This window comes from Streptomyces triticisoli (assembly GCF_003270085.1).
Taxonomy (GTDB): Bacteria; Actinomycetota; Actinomycetes; order Streptomycetales; family Streptomycetaceae; genus Streptomyces; species Streptomyces triticisoli.
In genome coordinates this window covers 1-23,423 of the sequence record NZ_QFDQ01000187.1, presented here as the reverse complement: position 1 = coordinate 23,423, position 23,423 = coordinate 1, and the positions used below count along the sequence as shown (strand labels likewise).

The 23,423-nt window shown below is 73.5% G+C and carries 18 protein-coding genes and 3 pseudogenes; 8 read left to right on the top strand and 13 right to left on the bottom strand.

Features of this window, described 5'->3' with window-relative positions:
• Window positions 1-99 precede the first annotated feature (99 nt).
• On the bottom strand, window positions 100-378 hold the full coding sequence (locus DEP02_RS24700; protein WP_112469888.1) for a hypothetical protein: 279 nt from the start codon (window positions 376-378) through the stop codon (window positions 100-102).
• A gap of 249 nt (window positions 379-627) precedes the next feature.
• The gene (locus DEP02_RS24695) at window positions 628-1,839 is read right to left on the bottom strand and encodes a cysteine desulfurase-like protein (protein WP_112469887.1); all 1,212 of its coding nucleotides are present in this window, start codon (window positions 1,837-1,839) and stop codon (window positions 628-630) included.
• A gap of 371 nt (window positions 1,840-2,210) precedes the next feature.
• On the opposite strand from DEP02_RS24695, the gene DEP02_RS24690 reads away from it, so the two are divergent.
• The 3 genes from DEP02_RS24690 to DEP02_RS24680 all read left to right on the top strand — a co-directional run bounded on the left by DEP02_RS24690 (window position 2,211) and on the right by DEP02_RS24680 (window position 5,316).
• The gene (locus tag DEP02_RS24690; protein ID WP_112469886.1) at window positions 2,211-2,705 is read left to right on the top strand and encodes an FBP domain-containing protein; all 495 of its coding nucleotides are present in this window, start codon (window positions 2,211-2,213) and stop codon (window positions 2,703-2,705) included.
• A 65-nt stretch (window positions 2,706-2,770) separates the two neighbouring features.
• Window positions 2,771-4,024, top strand: a complete 1,254-nt coding sequence (locus DEP02_RS24685) for an FUSC family protein (protein WP_112469885.1) — start codon at window positions 2,771-2,773, stop codon at window positions 4,022-4,024.
• Between the two features lie 119 nt (window positions 4,025-4,143).
• Window positions 4,144-5,316 carry a lactonase family protein gene (locus DEP02_RS24680; RefSeq protein ID WP_112469884.1) on the top strand — a complete coding sequence of 391 codons (1,173 nt, stop codon included), beginning with the start codon at window positions 4,144-4,146 and terminating at the stop codon, window positions 5,314-5,316.
• Window positions 5,317-5,450: 134 nt separating this feature from the next.
• Here DEP02_RS24680 and DEP02_RS24675 read toward each other — a convergent pair whose 3' ends face one another.
• From DEP02_RS24675 to DEP02_RS24655, 5 genes and pseudogenes are all read right to left on the bottom strand, one after another.
• Window positions 5,451-6,308, bottom strand: coding sequence for a pentapeptide repeat-containing protein (locus DEP02_RS24675; protein ID WP_112469890.1), 858 nt, complete (start codon window positions 6,306-6,308; stop codon window positions 5,451-5,453).
• Between the two features lie 60 nt (window positions 6,309-6,368).
• A pseudogene (locus tag DEP02_RS24670) lies at window positions 6,369-6,584 on the bottom strand (sigma factor); the annotation flags it as partial.
• Between the two features lie 64 nt (window positions 6,585-6,648).
• Window positions 6,649-7,392: a PIG-L deacetylase family protein gene (locus tag DEP02_RS24665; protein WP_112469883.1), complete on the bottom strand. Its 744-nt coding sequence runs from the start codon at window positions 7,390-7,392 to the stop codon at window positions 6,649-6,651.
• A gap of 34 nt (window positions 7,393-7,426) precedes the next feature.
• Entirely contained in the window at window positions 7,427-8,728 is a 1,302-nt protein-coding gene (locus DEP02_RS24660) for an alpha/beta fold hydrolase (protein ID WP_112469882.1), read from the bottom strand.
• 98 nt (window positions 8,729-8,826) lie between these two features.
• Window positions 8,827-9,336: pseudogene (locus DEP02_RS24655) on the bottom strand (substrate-binding domain-containing protein); the annotation flags it as partial.
• Between DEP02_RS24655 and DEP02_RS24650 the strand changes: the two are divergent.
• The 5 genes and pseudogenes from DEP02_RS24650 to DEP02_RS24630 form a co-directional block, all read left to right on the top strand.
• Window positions 9,331-10,081, top strand: a pseudogene (locus DEP02_RS24650) (FGGY-family carbohydrate kinase); the annotation flags it as partial. The pseudogenes DEP02_RS24655 and DEP02_RS24650 overlap by 6 nt on opposite strands.
• 89 nt (window positions 10,082-10,170) lie before the next feature.
• Window positions 10,171-10,926: a (Fe-S)-binding protein gene (locus DEP02_RS24645; RefSeq protein WP_112469881.1), complete on the top strand. Its 756-nt coding sequence runs from the start codon at window positions 10,171-10,173 to the stop codon at window positions 10,924-10,926.
• A complete protein-coding gene (locus DEP02_RS24640; protein ID WP_198668571.1) occupies window positions 10,923-12,434 on the top strand; it encodes a LutB/LldF family L-lactate oxidation iron-sulfur protein in 1,512 nt (503 codons plus the stop codon). The genes DEP02_RS24645 and DEP02_RS24640 overlap by 4 nt, the downstream gene beginning before the upstream one ends.
• Window positions 12,431-13,075, top strand: coding sequence for a LutC/YkgG family protein (locus tag DEP02_RS24635; RefSeq protein WP_112469880.1), 645 nt, complete (start codon window positions 12,431-12,433; stop codon window positions 13,073-13,075). The genes DEP02_RS24640 and DEP02_RS24635 overlap by 4 nt, the downstream gene beginning before the upstream one ends.
• Before the next feature lie 75 nt (window positions 13,076-13,150).
• Entirely contained in the window at window positions 13,151-14,044 is an 894-nt protein-coding gene (locus DEP02_RS24630; protein ID WP_112469879.1) for an aminoglycoside phosphotransferase family protein, read from the top strand.
• Here DEP02_RS24630 and DEP02_RS24625 read toward each other — a convergent pair.
• Genes DEP02_RS24625 through DEP02_RS24600 form a run of 6 tightly spaced genes read right to left on the bottom strand, consistent with a single transcriptional unit; the run spans window position 14,010 to window position 22,806 of the window.
• A complete protein-coding gene (locus DEP02_RS24625; RefSeq protein ID WP_112469878.1) occupies window positions 14,010-14,588 on the bottom strand; it encodes a MarR family winged helix-turn-helix transcriptional regulator in 579 nt (192 codons plus the stop codon). The two genes, DEP02_RS24630 and DEP02_RS24625, sit on opposite strands and share 35 nt — an antisense overlap.
• Window positions 14,589-14,621: 33 nt before the next feature.
• The gene (locus tag DEP02_RS24620) at window positions 14,622-15,635 is read right to left on the bottom strand and encodes an SDR family oxidoreductase (protein WP_112469877.1); all 1,014 of its coding nucleotides are present in this window, start codon (window positions 15,633-15,635) and stop codon (window positions 14,622-14,624) included.
• A 3-nt stretch (window positions 15,636-15,638) separates the two neighbouring features.
• Window positions 15,639-17,420 (bottom strand): glycoside hydrolase family 15 protein, encoded by a 1,782-nt coding sequence (locus DEP02_RS24615; protein WP_112469876.1) that lies wholly within the window; start codon window positions 17,418-17,420, stop codon window positions 15,639-15,641.
• Between the two features lie 19 nt (window positions 17,421-17,439).
• Window positions 17,440-17,868 carry an enolase-like domain-containing protein gene (locus tag DEP02_RS35585; RefSeq protein ID WP_112469875.1) on the bottom strand — a complete coding sequence of 143 codons (429 nt, stop codon included), beginning with the start codon at window positions 17,866-17,868 and terminating at the stop codon, window positions 17,440-17,442.
• Window positions 17,865-19,688 (bottom strand): thiamine pyrophosphate-requiring protein, encoded by a 1,824-nt coding sequence (locus DEP02_RS24605; RefSeq protein ID WP_112469874.1) that lies wholly within the window; start codon window positions 19,686-19,688, stop codon window positions 17,865-17,867. The genes DEP02_RS35585 and DEP02_RS24605 overlap by 4 nt, the downstream gene beginning before the upstream one ends.
• Window positions 19,689-19,728: 40 nt before the next feature.
• Entirely contained in the window at window positions 19,729-22,806 is a 3,078-nt protein-coding gene (locus DEP02_RS24600) for an FAD-binding and (Fe-S)-binding domain-containing protein (RefSeq protein ID WP_112469873.1), read from the bottom strand.
• Window positions 22,807-23,423 lie beyond the last annotated feature (617 nt).

Here is a 23,423-nt window from a genome sequence, read left to right as displayed (position 1 = left end):
AGCCCAGCGCGCCCGCGGCGAGCCGTTCGGGGCCTCGCCGACCGGGCCCGTCCGCGCCCGGTGTCATCGGCCGCCGGCCGGGCCCGCGGTGGCCGGCCGTCAGCCGGAGGGCTCGTCCGGTACAGGGTGCTCGGACGGCTCGCGTTCGTCGGACGGCTCGGTGCCCGAGTGCGGGGCGCCCTGCCGTCCGGTGCCCGCCTCGTCGGTGTCCGGGACATCGGTGCCGGGGGCGCCCTCGTCCTCGTCGGTCACGTCGGACCCGGCCCGCTCCGGGGCGACCTCCCAGGGGTCCTCACCGGTGTGGGCCTGCTGGTCCGGCAGGTCCCGGGGAACGGGCGCGCCGTTCTCACCGGGTGTTTCACCGCGGTGATCGGTCACGGCGTACTCCCTTCTCTCCCTCGGCGTCGTCGGGCGACGCGCGAGTACCTTGCCGGTGACCTGCGAAACCTGACGGTGCACGACGGGCGCGGGTGGGTCAGCCGTGCAGGCGCAGCGCCCGCAGCTGCTCCTCCAGTGGGCCTCAGCCGCGGCGTCCGGATCCCGGCACCACGCCCGGGCCCACGGACATCCACGGCGGCGTGGCCCGCAAGCCCCGACGCCCCGCCGCCGGGTCCGGTACGGCTCGCCCTACGGCGCCGTCCGCAGGAAGTCCGCCAGCCCCTCCAGGAGCCGGTCGACGTCCTCCTCGTCGTTGTAGGGCGCCAGTCCGACGCGCAGCCCGCCGGTGTCGCCGAGACCGAGCCGGCGGGAGGCCTCCAGCGCGTAGAACGCGCCCGAGGGTGCCGCGACCGCGCGGTCGGCCAGGTGCCGGTAGGCGTCGACGGTGCTGCGGCCCTCGATGGTCAGCAGCAGGGTCGGGGTGCGCTCGGCGGCACGCGAGTGCACGGTGATCTCCGGGAAGCGGGCCAGTCCCTCCTCGATACGGCGGCGCAGGGCGTCCTCGTGGTGCCCGAGCGAGCCGAGGGAGGCGATGAGCCGTTCCCGGCGGGTGCCGCGCGCCTGCGGGTCCATCCCGGCGAGGAAGTCCACGGCGGCCCGGGTGCCGGCCAGCAGTTCGTAGGGCAGGGTGCCCAGCTCGAAGCGCTCGGGGACCGTGTCCGGCGAGGGCAGCAGCTTGTCCGGGCGCAAGGCGGCGAGGAGGTCCGGGCGGCTCGCCACGACGCCGAGGTGGGTGCCGAGGAACTTGTACGGGGAGCAGGCGAAGAAGTCCGCGCCCAGGCCCGCGAGGTCGACCGCGGCGTGGGCGGTGTAGTGCACGCCGTCGACGTACAGCAGGGCGCCGCGCGCGTGGGCCAGGGCGGCGATCGCGGGCACGTCCGGGCGGGTGCCGATCAGGTTGGAGGCGGCGGTGACCGCGACCAGCCGGGTGCGGTCGGACAGTTGGGCCTCGATGTGCTCCGGGGTCAGCTCGCCGGTCGCCGGGTCGAAGTCGGCCCAGCGGACGACCGTTCCCACGGCTTCGGCGGCCTGGACCCAGGGCCGGATGTTGGCGTCGTGGTCGAGCCGGGTCACGACGACCTCGTCGCCCGGCGACCACCCCTTGGCCAGCGCGCGGGAGAAGTCGTACGTCAGCTGGGTCGCGCTGCGGCCGAAGACGACCCCGGACGGTTCGGCGCCCAGCAGGTCCGCCATGGCCTGCCGGGCGGCGTCGACGCAGGCCTCGGCGTTGCGCTCGCCCAGGGTGCCGAGCCCCCGGTTGGACAGCGGTCCGGCCAGCGCCTCGGCGACGGCGTCGATGACGGACTGCGGCGTCTGGCTTCCGCCGGGCCCGTCGAACTGGGCCCAGCCGGACTTCAGCGCGGGAAACTGCGCGCGGACACCGACGATGTCATGAGCCATGGAACACCCCTTGCCTACCCCTTCGAACACCGCGGCGGAAGCTGCCGCCCCATGATCCAACGCCCGGCGCCGCCGCGGGTCAATACGCCCGGCGCCCGCGTTTCCGCAGGGCCGCCTGCCAGGCAGGAGGCTCCGTCCACGGTTCCGGGTCCGCGCGGCGACCGCCGCGGGTGAAGAAGTCGGCGAGCCGCTCGGGCGTGACTTCTCCGGGTTCTTGGTGCAGGGGATGAATCAGGGGGTGATGGTACGGACGCCACCAGGGCGGCGCACGTCCTCGAAAATATCCGCTGGTCCCCCTCCGGAGATCCTGCATAACCTAGGCGGAAACCTAATGCCTTTAGGCAATCGATCGCATCATCCCGGAGGCTCCCATGAGAAAACTGACCGAACACGACATCCGCACCTCATTCGTCAACTGCTCCAAGGGCGAGGCCAAGCGCCTGTCCGTCCCCCGGGATCTCGACGAGCTCCCCTGGGACGACCTGGACTTCCTGGGCTGGCGCGATCCGGGGGCGCCCGACCGCAGCTGTCTGGTCACCGAGCGGGAGGGCCGCCTCGTGGGTGTCGCCCTGCGCTCTCCCTCCTCCCAGCGCGGCTTCCTGCACCGCAGCCTGTGCTCACTGTGTCTGACCACCCACCCCGGCGGCGGAGTCTCGCTGATGACCGCACGGAAGGCGGGTGCGGCGGGCCGCGAGGGCAACTCGGTCGGCATGTACATGTGCACGGACCTCGCCTGCTCGCTCTACGTCCGCGGCAGGAAGGTCCCCAAGTCCGGGGTCCGCTTCGAGGAGAGCCTCACCCTGGAGGAGCAGATCGCCCGCACGACGGGCAATCTGGCGGCCTTCCTGGACAAGCTGTACGCCTGACGCCGGCGCACGACCACGCGCACGACCACGTTCGACTCGTCGGGGAACGGGGAACAGCGCAAGGAATGCAAGATGTACGTGAGTGGCCGTCGTCCCTCGTCCGGACGGTGAAGCGGCACCGGGACCCCGTGGTCGTCCAGGCGCTGCGGTCGACGGTCGCGGCGACGATCGCCTATGTGGTCGCGAAGTGGCTGAGTCCGGAGCCGGCCCCGCTGACCGCTCCCCTGACGGCGCTGCTCGTCGTCCAGGTCACCCTCTTCGCGACGTTGAAGATGAGCGTCCGCCGGGTGAACGCCGTGGTCGCCGGCGTGCTCGTCGCCATCTCCTTCTCCCTGCTGGTGGGGCTCACCTGGTGGAGCCTGGCCCTGGTGATCCTGGCCGGGCTGGGCGTCGGGCACCTGGTGCGGGTGGACGAGTTCGTGGTCGAAGTGGCGATCAGCGCCATGCTGGTCCTCGGCGTCACCACCGTCGGCAGCACGGCCTGGGCACGGGTCGTGGAGACGCTGATCGGCGCGGTCGTCGGTCTCGGCTGCAACCTGCTGCTCGCTCCTCCGGTGTGGACCGAGCAGGCCGGCGAGTCGATCGAGGGTCTGGCGCGCCGGATGCGGCAGTTGATGCTGCGGATGGGGGACGAGGTGCCCAGTGGTACGCCGGTGGAGCACGCGGCCGAGCGGCTGCACGAGGCGCGCCGCCTGGACCACGACATCAGCGCCGTGGACGCCGCCCTGCGGCAGGCCGAGGACAGTCTCAAACTCAATCCGCGGGTGCGCGAGGGCCTGCTGCACCGGGTGGTGCTGCGCACCGGGCTGGACACGCTGGAGATCTGCACGGTCGTACTGCGGGTACTCGCGCGCACCTTCACCGATCTGACCAAGCAGCGGGAGCCCGAGCCGCTGTTCTCTCCGCAGACGGGCGCGCTGGTGCGGCAGCTGCTGTGCGAGATCGCCGATGCGGTGGTCAGCTTCGCGGTGCTGGTCACCACGGACGTCAGCGAGAGCGCCGAGTCGGCCGAGGCCCGGTTCACCGCCGAGCTGCGGCAGGCCGCGGCCACCCGGGACAAGCTGGCGCAGCTGCTGCTGGAGGAGGTGCAGCGGGACACGAACCAGTGGCAGCTGCACGGCGCGGTGCTGACCGAGGTCAACCGCATCATCGACGAGCTGGACATCGAGCACCGTTCGCACCGCCTGCTGGAGGAGCTGGACCGGCACACCCGGGAGCAGCGGGAACGCCACTCCCGACTGACCCGCCTCGCGGACCGGCTGGGGGCGCCGATGAAGCTGCGTCGCAACCATGAGGACGCGGTGCACCGTTCTTCGTGAAGGGGCCGTACAGTGCGGGCATGGTCAGTGGGGTGGGAGTGCCAGGACGGGAGTTACCCCTGTTCGAGCGAGGTCGAGAGCTCGGGGGACGGTGGAGCAGGCGCCGGTTCGCGGGGGTCGTGACGGCAGCCGCCGCGGTGGCGGCGGTCCCGGCGTGCTCACCGGCCCCGGCCGATTCCCGGTCCGGTTCCCGCTCCGACTCCCGGTCCGGTTCCGCGTCGGCGACCGCACCGGCCGCCCCGGGGGCCACGGGGAAGCCGTCCGGCCCCCGGCCGCTCTACCTCGGCACCTACACCTCCGCCGAGGGTGGCGGGACCGGCATCGGCCTGGCGGTGTACGACCCGGCGACGGGCGCCGTCACCGGCCGGGGCACCCTCACCGGCGTCGCCGACCCGTCGTACCTCGCCGTGCACCCGGACGGCCGGACGCTGTACGCGGTCGACGAGGGACAGGACGGCGCGGTGACCGCCGTACGGCTCGCCGACCGGAGGATTCTGGGCACGCGGAGCACCGGCGGGGCGGGGCCCTGTCACCTCTCCGTGCACCCGACGGGGCGCTGGCTGCTCAGCGCGAACTACACCTCCGGCAGCGTGGCCGTGCACCCGATCGACGGCTCGGGAGCACTCGGCGAGCGCACCGACCTGGTGGCGCACTCCGGTCCGCCGCCCGGACCAGGCCGGCCGGGACCGCGCGCCCACCAGGTCGTCACCAGCCCGGACGGCGGCCATGTCCTCGCGGTGGACCTCGGCACCGACACGGTCCGCACCTACCGCCTGGACACCCGCACGGGCCGGCTCACCGAGGTGTCCTGGGCGCACACACGGCCGGGCGCCGGACCGCGCCATCTGACCTTCCATCCGGACGGCCGGTACGCCTATCTCGCCAACGAGGTCGACAACACGGTCGCCGTCTGCGCCTACGACCCTCCCACCGGCCGCCTCACCATCGGCGAACCGCGGTCCACGGGAGCGGGCGGGGGCACCAACTACCCGGCGCAGATCCTGGTCACCGCCGACGGGCGGTTCGCCTACCTCGCCAACCGCGGCCACAACAGCCTCGCGCGCTACGCCGTGGAGGCGGGCGGGGCGCGGCTCGGGCTCCTGGGCACGACGCCGGTCGCGGGCGACTTCCCGCGGCAGATCGCCTTCTCCCCGGACGGCGCCCTGCTGTTCGCCGCGAACCAGAAGTCGGGCACGGTCAGCGTCTTCCACGTCGACCGCGCGAGCGGCGCGCTGCGTCCGGCGGGTGAGCCGTACGCCTCACCCGTCGCGGTCTGTGCGCTGCCTCTGTAGGACGCGGCGCGGACGGGAGGCGGCGCCCGCCCGGGAGCAGGTCGCCGGGCCGTGCCGCGGTACGTGCGCCGGGTGCCGGCCGGGGAGCATCCGATGCCCCGGCTCCGGTTCCGCCGGCGGGGCCGGTACGCGTGTCAGCTCCGCGCCGCCCAGTGCGCGGGGCGGGAGACCGACCCGGGCAGCCGGGTGCCGGCACTTCCCCGGGCCGCGTCGAGCTGCGGCTGGGTCAGGAAGAACGCACCGGTCAGATCGGCGTCCGTGAGGTCGGCGTCCCGCAGGTCGGCGCCGATCAGATCCGCCCGGCGCAGATCGGCGCCGGTGAGGTCGGCCGCGATCAGGCAGGCGCCGCGCAGACTGGCTCCGCGCAGGTCGGCTCCCCTGAGCCGGGCCCCGATCAGGTCGGCGCCCCGCCGGTCCTTCTTCCCGCCCTTGCCGCCCTTGCCGTCCCGCACCCCGGCTCGCGCCAGCTCACTGCTGCGCAGCAGGAGCACGTTGACCTCCTGCCGGTGCGCGCCGACATCCAGCGCGGCCAGTTCCCCGGGCGGCAGCAGGGTGAGCCGCTCGGTCCGCTCCAGCGCCCGGCGCAGCTCCCCGTGCACCGGCCGTGCGGCGCTCAGCACCAGTGCCTCGGTCAGGTACCACAGCAGCTCATGCAGCTGCCGCACGACCGGAAACGCCTCGAACATCCGCCGGGCGTCGTCCTCGGGCCCCGTACGCCAGTCCCGCCCGCCGAAGGTGACCTGCGAAACCTTCTGCCCGGCCCCGAAACAGTCGTAGACCGTGCACCCGCTGAACCCTTTCTCCCTCAGCCGCGCGTGAATCCCGCACCGGTGGTCCCCCTGAAGGTTCGGGCAGGGCTTCCCGGCCGGCTTGTCGAGCGCGAAGTCCGCCGAGGCGGCGAAGGGCAGGGCGACACAGCACAGCCCGAAACACCGCGCACAGTCCCCGCGCAGCTCGGGCCGGGCGGGCAGGCCGGCGGTCTGGTCTGGCATGACGTCCACTCTACTGATCTGCGGGAAGGGCCCGGACGGCGGTCAGGCGTCCAGCGCGGCCAGGTCCAGGCAGCCCCGGCCGGTCACGGTGGTGAGCCAGGCGCCCAGGTTCTCGATGGCGTCCGCGTCCGTGCGGGTGAGCTTCAGCCAGGTCTCCTGGACGGCGTCCTCGGCCTCGGACAGCGAGCCGAGCATGCGGTAGGCCACCGCCCGCAGTTGCCCGCGGTGCTCCTCGAAGCGCCGTGCCAGGACGTCCTGGTCACCCGTGCCGGTCATGCCCGTTCCCCGCCCCCGTTCACCGTCTGCCGCCGGTCGCGATCACCCTGGGCGCCCGCGTGCCTCACCGCCCGAACAATTCGAACGCCACCGCCGGTTTTCCGCCGAACCGTTCGCCCGCCGCCGCGGCGGTCGAGGTGAGGAAGTCTCGGGCGTACGTCTCGGGGTCCTCGTCGGTCAACGCCTCGATGTAGGTGCGGTGTTCCAGGAGCGAGCGCACCGCGCGGTCCAGGCCCGGGCCGGCGTCCACGGCGTGGGTGGGTGTGTCGGAGCCGGCCACGGCGACCCAGCGGACGCCGTTCCAGGGTTCGAGGTCCTGTCCGGCAAGCTCGGGGAAGATCCAGCGGTTGCCGGCGTCCGCCGCCGCGTCCAGGGTGGCGCGGCCGACGGCCACGTGGTCCGGGGTGTTCCAGATGGCGCCGCCCCAGGTGTCGCGGTGGTTGAGGGTGATCACGAGTTCGGGGCGGTGGCGGCGTATCGCGGCGGCGATGTCGCGGCGCAGAGCGGTGCCGTACTCGATCACACCGTCCCTGTGGTCGAGGAATTCCACCGTCGACACGCCGACGACGGCCGCACTCGCCCGCTGCTCCCGCTCCCGCAGCGGACCGCACTTCTCCGGGTCGAGTGTGTCGATGCCCGCCTCGCCACGGGTGGCGAGGACGTACACGACCTCGCGACCGCCGTCGGTCCAGGCGGCGATCGCCGCCGCGCATCCGTACTCCAGGTCGTCCGGGTGCGCCACCACGGCGAGGGCGCGCTGCCAGTCGTCGGGCATGGGCTGAAGGGGGCTGGTCCTCGGCTGCGTCATGCCCGGCAGACTAGCCAGCGCGCGCCGACGGCGGTCAGGCCTCGTCGCGGACCAGCGCGAGCAGCCGGTCCAGGACGCGGGGGCCGCCGACCCGTACGCCGTCGTGTTCGAACTCGTCGGTGACCCAGGTGCGCAGGCCGCGGATCGCGCGGGCGGTGTCGAGGGAGTGGGCGGTGTCGACGTACATGTCGTCGTGGTAGACGGCCGCGGCGACCGGGACCTCGTTGGCGGCGAGGCGGGCGGGGTCGTACAGGGGCTTCCAGTCGGTGCGGGCGGCGAGCAGGTCGGCGGTCTCGCGCAGCGGGCGCAGCGCCGGGTCGCAGTCGAACGTCCAGGGGTGCACGGTCTCGCCGGTGAACAGTACCGGCCCGTCCCCGGCGAGTGCCTTGGCCGCGTCGAACCGGGGGAACTGGGCGCGGACCCGCTCGGCCGACCAGGCGGTGGGGCGGGCGTCCTGGGCGTAGATCGCCTCGTGGACGAGGGCGTACAGCGGGTGGCCGGCGTACGACAGCAGGCCCTGGACCTGCTCCTGGAAGGCGTCGGACAGCTCCGGCCCGCGCGGGGTGCGCACGAAGGCGTGTTCGAGGAGGTAGTGGAGGCGGTGGCTGCCGTCGCCGCTGCCGAGCATGATTCCCAGGGACTGGAAGGCCTCGACGGTCAGGCGGTGGCCGTTCGGGAGGACCACGTCGTGGGTGAGGAGGTGGTCGGCGATACGGCGGACGCGGTCGACGTCCTGCGGATAGCGGGCGTAGTGGGCGGCGACCTTGCGCTCGATGCGCGGGTAGGCGGCCCGGTAGACGTCGTCGGCGTGGGCGTCGAGGGAGGGCAGGCCGCCGGTGATCAGGGCGGCGGCCAGGCCCTCGGGGTGCGCGGAGAGGTAGTGCACCGTGCAGAAGCCGCCGAAGCTCTGCCCGAGGACGGTCCAGGGGGCGCCGCCGGTCACCTCGGGGCGGATCGCCTCGCAGTCGCGGACGATCGAGTCGGCGCGGAAGCGGGTGAGGTGGCCGGCCTGTTCGGCCGGGCCGCCGCGCAGCGGGAGGGTCTGGCGGTTGACGGGCGTGGAGTGGCCGGTGCCGCGCTGGTCGAGGAGCAGGACCCGGTAGTCCCGCAGGGCCCGGTCGAGCCAGGCCTGCCTGCCGATGAAACGGTTCGCCCCGAAGCCGGGGCCGCCCTGGAGGTAGACCAGCCAGGGCAGGTCCTTGCCGGCCTTGTCGCTCGCGACGACCTCACGGGCGTAGAGCTCGATCGTCTCCCCGGCCGGGTCGTCGTGGTCGAGCGGCACGGTGAAGGAGCGGTCGGTGAGGACGACGCCGGGCTGGCGGTAGCTGACGGTCAACGGTTCTCCCGGGACGGAGGGTTTACGGCCGCGTTCCAGTTCAGCACATGTCCGTCCGCCGCCCGGCCTCGGGGATCACGACAATCGCTGGACGCGGGTCAGCGCGCGGGCAGGCTGGAGCCGCGTACCACCAGCTCCGGCTGGAGCACCACCCGCCGGTGCTCGTGCGCCGTCGGCGCCCCCTGTGCCCCGGTCTCCTCCAGCAGCAGTTCCGCCGCCGGGGCGCCCATGGTGACCGCGGGCCGGCGGACGGAGGGGAGCGGGACGGCCGCGGCGGCGGCGAACTCGATGTCGTCGTAGCCGACGATGGCGAGGTCGTCGGGCACGTCGACCCCGGCCGCGTACATCGCCTGCAGCACGCCGAGGGCGAGCAGGTCGTTGGCGCAGAACACGGCCGTGGGCCGGTCGGAGTCGGACAGGCCCGGCAGGCGGGCGACGGCGTCGCGGCCGGCGGCCACGTCGAGGCGTTCGGTGGGCAGTTCGCGCAGCGCGTCGGGGCCGAGTCCGGCCTCGGCGAGCGCGGTGAGGGCACCGGTACGGCGGTCGCGCACCTGGTTCAGGCCGGGCGGGCCGCTGACGTACGCGACGGAGCGGTGCCCGGCGTCCACACGGCGTCCGCGGTGGCCGCCGTGCCCCGCCGACGGGGAACGGTTCGCGTACATCTGCACGGGCACCTGGTCGCTGGCGGGTCTGGAGCTGGAGGCGCCCGTGCTCACCGAGGCAAGTCGCGCCGCCAACTTCACCAACGAGCTCGGGCTGGACGGCACCGTCCGCCATCTGCGCAACATCATGGGGCTGTGGCTGCTCCAGGAGTGCGTACGGGCCCGGGGCGACCCCGGCCTGGGCGAGCTGCTGAGGGAGGCCGCCGAGGTGCCCGCGCTGCGGTCGGTGGTGGACGCGGAGGACACCGCCTTCCTGGCGCCCGGCCGGATGCCGGAGCGGATCGCTCAGGCGTGCCGGGCCCCCGGGCAGCCGGTGCCCGCCTCCCCCGCCGAGATCACGCGCTGCGTCCTCGACTCGCTCGCGCTCGCCCATCGCCGGGCGGTCGCCGAGGCGCAGCGGCTCGCCGATCACCCGGTCGACGTGGTGCACGTCGTCGGCGGTGGCGCCCGCAACGCCCTGCTGTGCCGGCTGACCGCCGACGCCTGCGGGCTTCCGGTGGTCGCCGGGCCGACGGAGGCGGCGGCGCTCGGCAATGTGCTGGTGCAGGCCCGGGCGCACGGTCTGGTCGGTGACCGGGCCGGGATGCGGCGCCTGCTGGCCCGTACGCAGCGCCTCACGCGGTACGAGCCGCGCGGTGACTCGGCGGCCTGGCGGGCGGCCGGGGCCCGGCTCGCCGCTGCCGTCCCGTGAGCCGTCCTCCCGACCGGTCCCCCACTACGCTGAACGCGTGTGGGCAGTACCTCCATCACTCGTCCGATGACTGACCACAAGGAGCCGCGATGCGTGTCGCCCTGTTCCTGACCTGCGTCAACGACACGCTCTATCCGGACACCGGGCGCGCCGTGGTGAAACTGCTGACCAGGCTGGGCGTGGAGGTGGACTTCCCGATGGCCCAGACGTGTTGCGGGCAGGCTCACTACAACACCGGGTACCGGCACGAGGCGGAGCCGATGGCCCGGCATTTCTCCGATGTCTTCCGGGGTTATGAGGCGATCGTGACACCGTCCGGGTCGTGCGCGGCGATGGTGCGGGAGCTGTATCCGCGACTGGGCGCGCGGGCGCGGGCCGAGGGGCGCGGGAACACGCTGGAGCGGATGCTGGCGCCCGTGGTGCCGAAGACGTACGAGCTGACGGAGTTCCTGGTGGATGTGCTGGGGGTGACGGACGTGGGGGCGTACTACCCGCACCGGGTGACGTACCACCCGACCTGCCACGGGCTGCGCTCCCTGGGACTCGGTGACCGGCCCCGGCGGCTGCTGCGGGCGGTGAAGGGGCTGGAGCTGGTGGAGCTGCCCGGTGCCGAGGAGTGCTGCGGGTTCGGCGGCACGTTCGCGGTGAAGAACTCCGACGTCTCGGCGGCGATGGGCGTCGACAAGGTGCGCAACGCCGAGTCGACCGGCGCTCAGGTGCTGTGCGCGGGCGACAACTCGTGTCTGATGCACATCGGCGGGACCATGACCCGGCTGGGCACGGGCATGCGGCCGGTGCACATCGCTCGGATCCTGGCGAGCACGGAGGAGGAGCCGGCGGTATGAGCGCGACGTATCTGGGCATGCCCGGGTTCCCCCCGCCCTCCCACCCGGCGTTCCCGTCCTTCCCTCAGGCCGCGCGCGAGGCCGTACGCGACGAGACCCTGCGCGGCAATCTGCGCCACGCCACGCACACCATCCGCGCCAAGCGGGCCGGGGCGGTGGCGGAGCTCGCCGACTGGGCGGCGCTGCGGGAGGCCGGCAAGCAGATCAAGGACCACACCCTGCGCCACCTGGACCGCTATCTGGAACAGGTGGAGGAGGCGGTCACGGCGGCCGGCGGCACCGTGCACTGGGCGGTCGACGCCCAGGAGGCCAACCGGATCGTGGCAGGGCTGGTCAGGGCGACCGGGGAGACGGAAGTCGTCAAGGTCAAGTCGATGGCCACGCAGGAGATCGGGCTCAACGAGGCTCTGGAGGCGGAGGGCATCCGGGCCTACGAGACCGATCTCGCCGAGCTGATCGTGCAGCTGGGCAAGGACCGGCCCTCGCACATCCTCGTCCCCGCGATCCACCGCAACCGCGGCGAGATCCGGGACATCTTCCGCTCCCAGATGAGCGCGTGGGGCCGCCCGGCCCCCGAGGGGCTGACGGACGCGCCCGCCGAACTGGCCGAGGCGGCCCGGCTGCACCTGCGGGAGAAGTTCCTGCGCGCCAGGGTCGGCGTCTCCGGCGCCAACTTCGTCGTGGCCGAGACCGGCACCCTGGTGGTCGTGGAGTCCGAGGGCAACGGGCGGATGTGCCTGACCCTGCCCGAGACACTGATCTCGGTCGTCGGCATCGAGAAGGTCGTACCGACCTGGCGGGACCTGGAGGTCTTCCTCCAGACGCTCCCCCGTTCCTCCACGGCCGAGCGGATGAACCCGTACACGTCCATGTGGACCGGTACGGCCGACGAGGACGGTCCGAGCACCTTCCACCTGGTCCTGCTGGACAACGGCCGCACCGACACGCTCGCCGACGAGGTGGGCCGCCAGGCCCTGCGCTGCATCCGCTGCTCGGCGTGCCTGAACGTCTGCCCGGTCTACGAGCGGGTCGGCGGGCACGCCTACGGCTCGGTCTACCCGGGGCCGATCGGCGCGATCCTCAGCCCCCAACTGCGCGGCACGGCGAGCGAGATCGACGCCTCGCTGCCGTACGCGTCCTCGCTGTGCGGCGCCTGCTACGAGGTGTGCCCGGTCGCCATCGACATCCCCGAGGTGCTGGTGCACCTGCGGGAGCGGGTCGTGCAGGGCGGCCCGGTGACGCGCGGCGGCAACAGGGTGGTGCTCCAGCCCGCGAAGGGCCACGCCGCCGAGCGCGCGGCGATGCGGGTGGCCCGCTGGGCGCTCACGCACCCGGGCGTCCTGCGCGGCGGACAGCGGCTCGCCTCCCGCACCCGCCGCTTCCACCCGCGCTCGCTGCCCGGCCCGGGCCGGGCTTGGACCGGCACCCGCGATCTGCCGGCGGTGCCCGCGGAGCCCTTCCGCGACTGGTGGCAGCGGACTCACGGCGACGGGGAGGGCTCCGAGTGAGCAGCAGGGAGCGGATCCTGGGCCGGGTGCGGCGCGCACTGGCCGACGTACCGCAGGACGACACCCCGTACGCGCAGGCGGTCTGCCGGGACTACCTGCGGCAGCACGGGGACCATGGCGCCGAGGAGACGGTGGATCTGCTGGCCGAGAACCTGGTGGACTACCGGGCGGTGGTGCACCGCTGCGCCGCCGGGGAACTTCCCGGGCTGATCGCCCACCTGCTCGGCGAGCGCGGCTCCCAGTCCGTGCTGGTACCGCCGGGCCTGGACGAGAGCTGGCTGGCGGACACGGACGTGAAGCGGGTCGCGGACCTGCCGGACAGCACGCCCCACGAGCTGGACCGCATCGACAGCGTGATCACCGGCTGCGCCCTCGCCGTCGCCGAGACCGGCACGCTCGTCCTCGACGGCTCCCCCGACCAGGGCCGCCGCCGCATCTCCCTGATCCCCGACCACCACATCTGCGTCGTACGCGTCCCCGAACAGGTGGTTTCCTCCATCCCCCAGGCCCTCGAACGCCTCGCCCCGGGCCGCCCGCTCACCTGGATCTCCGGCCCCTCCGCGACCAGCGACATCGAACTGGACCGCGTGGAGGGGGTCCACGGGCCGCGCACGCTGGAGGTGGTGCTGGTGAGCGGGTGAGGATCGCTCTCCGGGAGACGCTCTCCGGGAGAAATGAGTTGACGTGCCCGGGGCCATCTCGTTCGATGGCCGTTCATGCGCGCCGACACCCTGCATCCGGGCGAGCCGGAGTTCGATGCCTCACTCGTACGGCGGCTGATCGCCGCTCAGTTTCCGCGGTGGGCGGAGCTTCCCGTCCAGCGGATCGACTCCGGCGGCACCTCCAATGTCATGTATCGGCTCGGCGGGGACATGGTCGTGCGGCTTCCCCGCACCGCCGGTGCCGCCGGAGACGTGGAGAAGGAGCACACCTGGCTGCCCCGGCTCGCCGCGTCGCTGCCGGTGGCCGTACCCGTGCCGCTGGGCAAGGGGACGCCGGACGAGGGCTGTCCGTGGCCCTGGTCCGTCTACCGCTGGATCGACGGGGAGATCCCGGTGGAGGGCGACGTCGCCGCACCCGAGGCGCTCGCGGCGGATCTGGCGGAGTTCGTCGCCGCCCTGCGCCGGATCGATTCCGCGGGCGGGCCGCCCTCGTACCGCAGTGAGCCGCCGGCCGCGCGGGATGCCGTGACCCGCGAGGCCATCGCGGAGCTGGACGGCGTCGTCGACGCCCGGGCGGCCACCGCCGTCTGGGAGGAGGCGCTGCGCGTGCCCGGGCCGGCCGGTCCGCCGGTCTGGATCCACGCCGATCTGCAGCCCGGCAACCTGCTCCTCGCCCGGGGGCGGCTGTGCGCCGTGATCGACTTCGGGTGTCTGGGGCTGGGGGATCCCGCCGTCGACCTCATCGCGGCGTGGTACGTGCTGCCGGCCGGCGCGCGACCGCTCTTCCGGGCCGCGCTGGACGTGGACGACGCGGCCTGGGCGCGGGGGCGCGGCTGGGCGCTGTCGGTGGCGCTGCTGGAGCTGTCGTACTACAGGGAGAGCAGTCCGCGCATGGCCCGCGTCGCCCGGCACGTCATCCGTGAGGTCCTGCTCGACCGCCGTCCGTAGCGGCAGGTCCCGGCCGGGCCGGGTCGAGGGGGGTGTCCGCGATGCCGTGGACGGCGCGGGCGGTGTCGTAGGGGCCGACCCCCGTTTCGCCGGCCGCCGTGGTCAGGGCGTGCAGGGCGGATACGAGTGCCGCCCGGTCCTCGGTCGGCAGGCGCTGGACCAGTCCGCGGATCTCCGCGCGGCGGTGCGCGAGCACCCGGGTGACCAGTTCGTGGCCGGCGGGCGTGGGGCTGAGGGCGACCTCGCGCCGGTTGCCGGGGTTGGTCCTGCGGTCGGCCAGGCCGAGCCCTTCGAGCCGGCCCACCATGCGCAGCGCGGTGGACGGGTTGACCCCGAGCGCGGCGGCCAGGGCGACCAGCTTGACCGGCCCGCAGGTGTCCAGTACGACCAGGGCCCGCAGTTGGGGCAGGGTGAGCGAGTCGGCGGTGGAGGCGAGCGCGCGGGCGGAGATCGCCACGAACAGCCGGCAGGCCGCCATCACGGCGGCGCTCAGCTCCTCGGCCTCGCGGTCGAGCGCCTGGTACGCGGGCTCGTACGGAGTCATGGTGTCCCTCCTCCGCCGCTCCGCCCGGGGTGGTCAGGAGCCGTTCGCCAGGCCGCGCCGTACGGCCGCTCCCGCCGCCGCGGCGGCGCCGAGGGCGACTCCGGAGGCGACGAGCACGGGGTGGCGGGCCAGGGCGGCCTCGAAGGACCGGCTGTGCGCGGAGTCGTCGAAGACGCCGTGGGCGCCGTGGTCGCTGCCCTCCTCCCGGTCGACGGGCTCGTAGAGGTTGCTCCGGCCGCTCGGAGGCCACTGGTCGGTCTGCTGGGAGTCGAAGCCGGTGCGGGCCAGGTAGCGGTCGAGCAGGGCCGGGGCCAGGCGGTTGGCCCAGACGGTCGCCAGGGTGGTGGCGCCGATGTAGTACTGCTTGCGGCCGGGGTGGTCGGCGGCGTGCACGACACCGCGGGCGGCGACCTCCGGCTGGTAGATCGGCGGGACGGGCTGCGGATGCTTGGGCAGCCGGGAACGCACCCAGGAGAACTGCGGGGTGTTGACGGCCGGCATCTGGGCGATGGTCACCCGTACGTTGCTGCCGCGGTGCAGCAGTTCGGTGCGCAGGGAGGAGGTGAAGCCGTTGATGGCGTGCTTGGCTCCGCAGTACGCCGACTGCAGCGGGATGGCCCGCTCCCCCAGCGCCGAGCCGACCTGCACGATGGTGCCGCGGTCGCGCGGCAGCATCCGCTTCAGCGCGCTGCGGGTGCCGTTGACGAAGCCGAGATAGGTCACCTTGGTCACCCGTTCGTACTCCTCGGCGGTGATCTCGTCGAAGGGCGCGAAGACGCTGGTGAACGCGCAGTTGATCCATACGTCGATGGGGCCGAAGGCCTGCTCGGCGGCCGTGGCGGCCACCTCGACCTGCTGGGGGTCGGCGGTGTCGGCGGTCTGCACCAGCGGCTTGCCTCCGAGTTCCTCGATCTCCTGGGCGGCGGCGTCCAGGCCGGCCTGCCCTCGGGCGATCAGGACGACGTTGGCGCCGCGCCTGCCGTAGAGGCGGGCGGTGGCACGGCCGATGCCTGCGCTGGCTCCGGTGATGACGACGGTCTGAGGCATGGGTCAGCTCCTCCTTGCTCGATGGTGCGCGCCGTGCGGCTCGGGGTCCTCTGCCAGGCGGGCGGCGGTCTCCAGCAGCAGGGCGTGGACGAAGGCCTGCGGGAGGTTGCCGCGCAGCTGGCGCTGGGCGATGTCGAACTCCTCCGCGTACAGTCCCGACGCGCCGCAGGCACCGCGGTTGCGTTCGAACCAGCGGTGCGCCTGGACGGCGTGGCCCTGCTCGTACTCGGCCAGCGCCATGAAGAACCCGCACAGCAGGAACGCGCCCTCGGCCTCCTGGAGGGGCCGGTCGTCGTGGCGGAAGCGGTAGATGAAGTGGTCCTGGGTCAGCTGTTCGCGGCAGGCGGCGAGGGTGGCGCGAGTGCGCGGGTCGTCGGCGGGCAGGGCGCCGCGCAGGGCGGGCAGCAGCAGGGCGGCGTCGACGGCGGGCTCGTCCGGGGTGCGCTGCCAGTACCCGTCGGGGTGCACGCTGGTGGCCGAGACGGCGGCGAGCAGGGTGTCGGCCAGGCGGGCGCAGGTGTCCGCGAGCGGGCGGTGGGGGGCGGCGTCCGCCAGGGTGCGCAGTCCGGCGACGCAGGTGAGACGGCTGTGCGTCCAGGGGCGGGGGTCCAGCTCCCAGATGCCGGCGTCGGGTTCCCGCCACCGCTCACCGATCGCACCGGCCGCGAGTTCGGCGGCCTTCCAGGCGTCGGCGTCCAGCCGGCCCCGGCGTTCGGCGGCGGCGAACAGCAGCAGTGCCTCGCCGAAGCAGTCCAGCTGGAACTGCTTGTCCACGTGGTTGCCGATCCGGCTGAAGCCGCCGGGGTAGCCGGGCAGGTCGAGTTCGCGCTGGCCGGGGACGGGCGTGCCGTGCACGGTGTAGGCGGGGGCGAGGCGCGGGCCGTCGTCGAGCAGCCGCTCGCTGACGAAACGGACGGCGGCGTCCAGGAGTTCGGGGGCGTTCGCGGCGGCCGCGGCCTGCCCGGTGTAGCTCTGGTCGCGGATCCACACGTACCGGTAGTCGTAGTTGCGGCCGGCCTCGGCGCGTTCGGGCAGGCTGGTGGTGGCCGCGGCGACCATGCCGCCGCCGTGGGTGGTCAGCCCGCGCAGGATGGCGTAGGCGCGCCGGGCGTCGCGCGGGGCGATGGTCTGCTCCATCGTGGGCACGCCCTGCTGCCAGGCCTGTTCGGTGGCGGCCCAGGCCCGGTCGGCCCGGGCAGGGGTGTGCGGCAGCGGGGAGTCGGAGCACTCCAGGACCAGGTCGTGGCGTTCTCCGGGCTCCAGCAGGAGGTCGGCGGTCAGGCCCTCGGCGCGGACGGTGGCCGATGCGGCGCCTTGCCAGCGCAGGCGGTGGTGGCCGGTGTTCAGGTGCCATACGCCGTTGTCGTCGCGGTGCGGGGAGGTCCGCGGGGCGCGGCCGTAGTCGGCGCACGGGTCCAGGACCACGCGCACGTGGGCGGTGCCGTCGACGGCGAGCAGCCGGCGCAGCAGGACCAGGCGGCCGGCCTCGCCGGGGAAGGCGAGGGTCTCGCGGCACTCGACGACGCCGTCGGTGGTGATCCAGCGGCTGCGCCAGATCAGGGTGCCCTCCTCGTAGTAGCCGCCGGGGACCCAGCGGCTGCGCGGGGTGATCGCGTAGACGCCCCCGCCGCCGATGAGGGAGGCGAAGACGGCGTCGTCGTGCCAGGTGGGGGCGCACAGCCAGTTGACGGCGCCGTCCGGTCCGATCAGCGCGCCGCGCTCCCCGTCGGCCAGCAGCGCGTAGTCGTGCAGTGCGTGCGGCGGGAAGGAGGAGATGCTGCTCATGCCTGCTGCCTCCCTTCCGTCAGGTCATGCGGCAGGTCTGTGCGCGCTCGGTGCCGGGGGTCGGTCCCAGTCCGGGCGCGCCGTCGGCGCCGGGCGTGATGCCGCCGCCGGGGTCGAGGGCGCCGTCGCACAGCAGTCGCTCGGTGCGCACGTGGTCGTGGTACCACTCCGGGTGCCACAGGCCGGGCACGGCGGCGGCGCGCGGCCACGACGTGATGCCGCCGCACCGGGTGACGACGCCGGCGAGCAGGCCGTCGACGACGCGCGCCGTGGCGGGGGGGGGGGGGGGCGCGCAGGTGTGGCCGAGGCCGGTGGTGTCCCCTCGGCGGACGGCGGCCAGGACGGGTGTGGTGCTGTCCCGGCCGAGGGTGCCGTCCGCTTCGGGGGCGTCGGTGGGGGCGGTGGACACGGCGGTGTCCGCCCGCTCCACGACCGGGGTGCCGCTCATTTGCCGCCCCCCGTGCCGGGCCGGTCCTCGCGGTGCCGGCCGCCGGGCAGGAACTCCTGCACCTTGGCCTTGAGGCCCTGGCGGACCATGGCGGCGCGGTCGCTGTCGCCCTTGAGGACGGCGGTCGCGGCGGCCTCGATCTGGTCGAGGGTGGCGTGCGGCGGGATGGGCGGTACGGCCGGGTCGGTGACGAAGTCGAGCACGCAGGGCTTGTCGGAGCCGAGCGCGGCCTCCCAGGCGCCCCGCACGTCGGTGGGCTTCTCGATCCGCATGCCGTTCAGACCGATCAGGCGGGCGAAGTCGGCGTAGGCGACGTCCGGGATGGACTGGGAGGGCAGGAACTGCGGGGCGCCGGCCATGGCGCGCATCTCCCAGGTGACCTGGTTGAGGTCCTGGTTGTTCAGGACGGCGACGATCAGGCGCGGATCGCTCCACTCCTGCCAGTACTTGGCGATGGTGATGAGCTCGGCCATGCCGTTCATCTGCATCGCCCCGTCGCCGACCAGCGCGATCGCCGGGCGGCCGCCGTGCGCGAACTTGGCGCCGATGACGTACGGCACTCCGGGGCCCATGGTGGCCAGCGTGCCGGACAGGGAGCCGCGCATGGCGCCGCGCAGCTTCAGGTGGCGGGCGTACCAGTTGGCGGCGGAGCCGGAGTCCGAGGCGAGGATGACGTCGTCGGGCAGCAGGTCGTTGAGGGCGTGGGCGACGTACTCGGGGTTGATGGGGTCGGCGTCGACGGCGGCGCGCCGCTGCATGACCTCCCACCAGCGGGCGGTGTCGTTCTCGACCTTCTGGCGCCAGCTCTTGTCCCTGTCCCCCTTGAGCAGCGGCAGCAGCCGGGCCAGGGTCTCGCGGGCGTCGCCGACGAGGTTCACCTCGAACGGGTAGCGCATGCCGACCATGTGCGGGTCGATGTCGATCTGCACGGCCCGCGCCTGCCCGAACTCCGGCATGAACTGCGTGTAGGGGAAGGACGAGCCGATCACGAGGAGGGTGTCGCAGCCCATCATCAGTTCGTACGACGGCCGGGTGCCCAGCAGGCCGATGGAGCCGGTGACGTACGGCAGGTCGTCGTCCAGGGCGTCCTTGCCCAGCAGCGCCTTGGCGACACCGGCGCCGAGCCGGTCGGCGACCGCCATGACCTCCTGCCGGGCCCCGCGGGCGCCCTGCCCGATGAGGACGGCGACCTTCTCCCCCGCGTTGAGCACCTCGGCGGCGCGGGTGAGGTCGTCGTCGGTGGGCACCGGCGCGTAGTGCGGCATGCCTAGGCTGGAGGGCACCATCTTGAAGGCGTGCTCGGGCGGCGAGTAGTCGAGTTCCTGCACGTCGGCGGGGATGATGACGGCCGTCACCGTGCGGCGGGCCATGGCGGTGCGCATCGCCCGGTCGATCACGTTGGGCAGCTGTTCGGGGACGGTGACCATCTCGACGTAGTCGGAGGCGACGTCCTTGTAGAGGCTGAGCAGGTCGACTTCCTGCTGGTAGGAGCCGCCCATGGCGCTGCGGTTGGTCTGCCCCACGATCGCGACGACCGGAACGTGGTCGAGCTTGGCGTCGTACAGGCCGTTGAGGAGGTGGATGGCGCCGGGGCCGGAGGTGGCGGCGCAGACGCCGACCCTGCCGGAGAACTTGGCGTAGCCGACGGCCTCGAAGGCGGCCATCTCCTCGTGGCGGGCCTGGATGAACCGGGGGTTGTCGTCGGCGCGGCCCCAGGCCGCGAGCAGTCCGTTGATGCCGTCGCCGGGGTAGGCGAAGACGTACTCCACCCCCCAGTCGCGCAGGCGCTCGAGGACGTGGTCGGAGACCTTCATCGACATGTTCGAAGACCTTTCCGGGGTGGTTGCTTTCGGGGTGTGGTCATGGACGGCGCAGGTACCGCAGGGCCGGCCTGACGGCCGCGGTCGTGGCCGCCGCCGTGAGGGCCGCGGCTCCGGCGGTGGCCGTCCACCGGGCCGCGCGGGAGGGCGGGGAGGGCCGCTCGGCCAGGCGTTCGGGGTGCCGGCTGGGCAGGTTCCCCTGGAGGCCGAGGGCAAGCGCCTCGGCCAGGTGCAGGGCCCGGCGGCCGGTGTCGCCCTGTTCGATCTGGGTGCGGCAGCTGAAGCCGTCGGCGAGGACCAGGCTGTCGGGGGCGGCCTCGCGGACGGCGGGCAGGACGCCCTGTTCCGCGACGGCCATGGAGACCTCGTGGTGGCCGCGTTCGAAGCCGAAGTTGCCGGCCAGGCCGCAGCAGCCCTCGTCCAGGACGTCGGCGTCCAGGTGGGCGCGGCGCATCAGTTCCCGGTCGGCGTCGAACTTCATGATCGCGTGCTGGTGGCAGTGGGTCTGCACGGTCGCCTGCCGGGTGATCCGCGGCGGCTGCCAGCCCTCGGGCGCGTGGTGCACGAGCTGTTCGGCGAGGGTGCGGACCTGCCCGGCCAGGCGCTTGACGTCCTGGTCGGCGGGCATCAGCTCGGGCGCGTCGGCCCGGAACACCGCGGTGCAGGAGGGTTCCAGGCCGATGACCGGGGTGCCGGCCTCCAGGTGGGGCCGCAGCACGTCCAGGGTGCGCCGCAGCACCCTCTCGGCGACGGTCAGCTGACCCGTGGAGATCCAGGTCAGGCCGCAGCACACCGGTTCGGTGGGTACGGCCACCTGGAAGCCCGCGTCCTCCAGGACCCGTACGGCCGAGATGGCGACGGACGGGTGGAAGTAGGTGCTGAAGGTGTCGGGCCAGAGCACGACGGTCCGCGGGTCGGCCGGGTCGGGTTCCGCCCTGTCCCGCTCCTGCCACCACTGCAGGAAGGACCGCCGGGCGAACACCGGGGCCTGCCGCTCCTCGGCCACCCCGGCCAGCGCCTTGCCCGCGCGGGCCAGCAGCGGCGCCTGGAGCAGCGTGTTGACCAGGGGCGGGGCGATACGGGAGAGCCGGGCCCACACCGGCAGCCAGCCCATGGAGTAGTGGGCCGCCGGGCGCAGCCGTCCCTCGTAGTGGTGGGAGAGGAACTCCGCCTTGTAGGTGGCCATGTCGACGTTCACCGGGCAGTCCGACTTGCAGCCCTTGCAGGCCAGGCACAGGTCCAGGGCGTCCTTGACCTCGGTGGAGCGCCAGCCGTCGGTGATCGCGGAGTCCGCGTGCCCGTCGAGCATCTCGAACAGCAGCCGGGCGCGGCCCCGGGTGGAGTGCTCCTCCTCCATCGTGGCCCGGTAGGACGGGCACATCACGCCGCCCTGGTGGGTGCGGCAGTTGCCGATGCCGACGCAGCGCATCACCGCGCGGGTGAAGGAGTGGTCGTCCTCCGGGTAGCCGAAGTGCGTCTTCGGCGTGGCCGGCCGCCAGGCGGGGCCGAGGCGGAGCTGTCCGTCGACCGGGTTGGGGTCGACGACCTTGCCCGGATTCATCCGGTTGTCCGGGTCGAACAGCGTCTTGAGCTCGCCGAAGGCGGTCACCAGGCGTTCGCCGAACATCCGGGTCAGCAGCTCGCCCCTTGACTGGCCGTCGCCGTGCTCGCCGGACAGGGAGCCGCCGTAGGAGGCCACGAGGTCGGCGGCGCGCTCGACGAAGCGGCGGAAGTCGGCGACGCCCTCGGCGGTCTTCAGCCCGAACGGGATCCGGGTGTGCACGCAGCCCTGCCCGAAGTGCCCGTACAGCGAGGGGTGGTCGTAGTCGAACTCCTCGAACAGCCTCTTCAGGTCGCGCAGGTAGTCGCCAAGCCGGTCCGGCGGGACCGCGGAGTCCTCCCAGCCCTCCCAGGTCTCCCGGTCGTCCGGCGGACGCGCGGTGACGCCGAGTCCGGCCTCGCGGGCCTTGAGCATCTTCTGCTCGCGCTCGGGGTTGTCGGAGAAGGCCACGTCCGGGTCCTTCTCGCTGCGGCCGATGGCGCGCAGCAGCGCGTTCGCCTGCTCGTCGACGTCCTCCTGGCTGTCGCCGCTGTACTGCACAAGGAGCCAGCTGTCGCCCTGGGGAAGGACGTTGAGGGAGTCCAGGTAGGCGCCCTCCTCGCGCATCAGCTGCGCCATCCGGCCGTCCAGCGCCTCCAGTTGGCTGGGCGAGCAGTGTTCGAGCAGGTGGGAGACGTCGTCGCCGGCCCGGCAGATGTCCTCGTAGCCGAGCACCAGGAGGGACTGGTAGGCCGGCACGGGGACCAGTTCCAGTTCGGCGCGCAGGACGGTCACCAGGGTGCCCTCGCTGCCTACCAGGGCCCGGGCGACGTCGAAGCCGTTCTCCGGCAGCAGCGAGTCGAGGTTGTAGCCGGAGACCCGGCGGGGGATCTTCGGGAAGCCGCGCCGGATGTCGGCCAGGTACTCGGTGGCGATGCGGTCCAGTCCGGCGTAGACCTCGGCCTTCCGGCCGCCCTCGGCGGCGATCCGGGCCCGTTCCGCCCCGGAGGTCGGGCCCACCCACATGCGCAGCCCGTCGTAGGTGAGGACTTCCAGCCGGCGTACGTTGTCGACGGTCTTGCCGTACGCCTGCGCGGACGCGCCGCACGAGTTGTTGCCGATCATGCCGCCCAGCGCGCAGTGGCTGTGGGTGGACGGCTTCGGCCCGAACTGCAGGCCGTGGCCGGACAGCCGCTGGTTGAGCCGGTCGAGGACGATGCCCGGCTCGACCACACAGGTGCGCGCGTCGGGGTCGACGGATATCAGGGCGTGGCAGTACTTGGTCCAGTCGATCACCACGGCGGTGTTCGTGGTCTGGCCGGCCAGGCTGGTGCCGCCGCCTCGGGACAGCACCGGCGCGTCGAACCGGGCGCACACCCGCACGGCCTGCGCCCCGGCCTCCACATTCCGCGGAACGACGACGCCGATCGGCACCTGCCGGTAGTTGGAGCCGTCCGTGACGTACGCGCCTCTGCTCCCGGCGTCGAACCGGACCTCGCCGTCCACGGCCTCGCGCAGCGCCGCCTCCAGGCCGGCCACGTCCACCGCGGAGGCGTCGAGGGGGAATGTGCGACTCATCAGGGGCAACCGCCTTCCTGAACCGTGCGGGGCGTCCTGCCTGCGAACGGCGGTCCGGCCGCCGTCGGCCCCCGGGTACCCGCCCTTGCAGGGTGCAAGGGCGACTTTCCGGGCGCTCGCCGGACGGCGCCGCGGCGGCGGTGCGGCGCGGATGTCTCGGGCGCCGCGGCGGTGCGGGACAGGCGTCGGCGGCGCCGGACCGTGGGGTCCGTCGCATGGGGCCGGTCGGGTGGTGTCGGGTGGTGTCCTCTGCCGCAGGTGCCGCAGGCGTCTCATGCGGTCGCCCCGCACGCGTCTCATGTGATCATCGGCGCCGCGGCCGGCACGGGCCGGAGCCGGTCCCGGGAGGGCGGCGGTTCAGCCGGGGGCGGGGGCCGTGCGGCGTATTCCGCCTGATGGCAATCCATCCGTAACCGCGAAGGCCCTGACAACTACGCGCGTTGACCCTAGGCTGCGGCCTGCTGTCCGTACTTGTTCCGATCACGTCAGAGAGAGACCATGTCGCCGATCCGCTTCCGCCGCCCGGCTCCACGAAGAGTCGTCACCGCGGCGCTCGCCACCGCCGCCGCGCTGGCCACCGCCGGTGCGCTCGCCGCGGCCGGCCCCGCGCAGGCCCG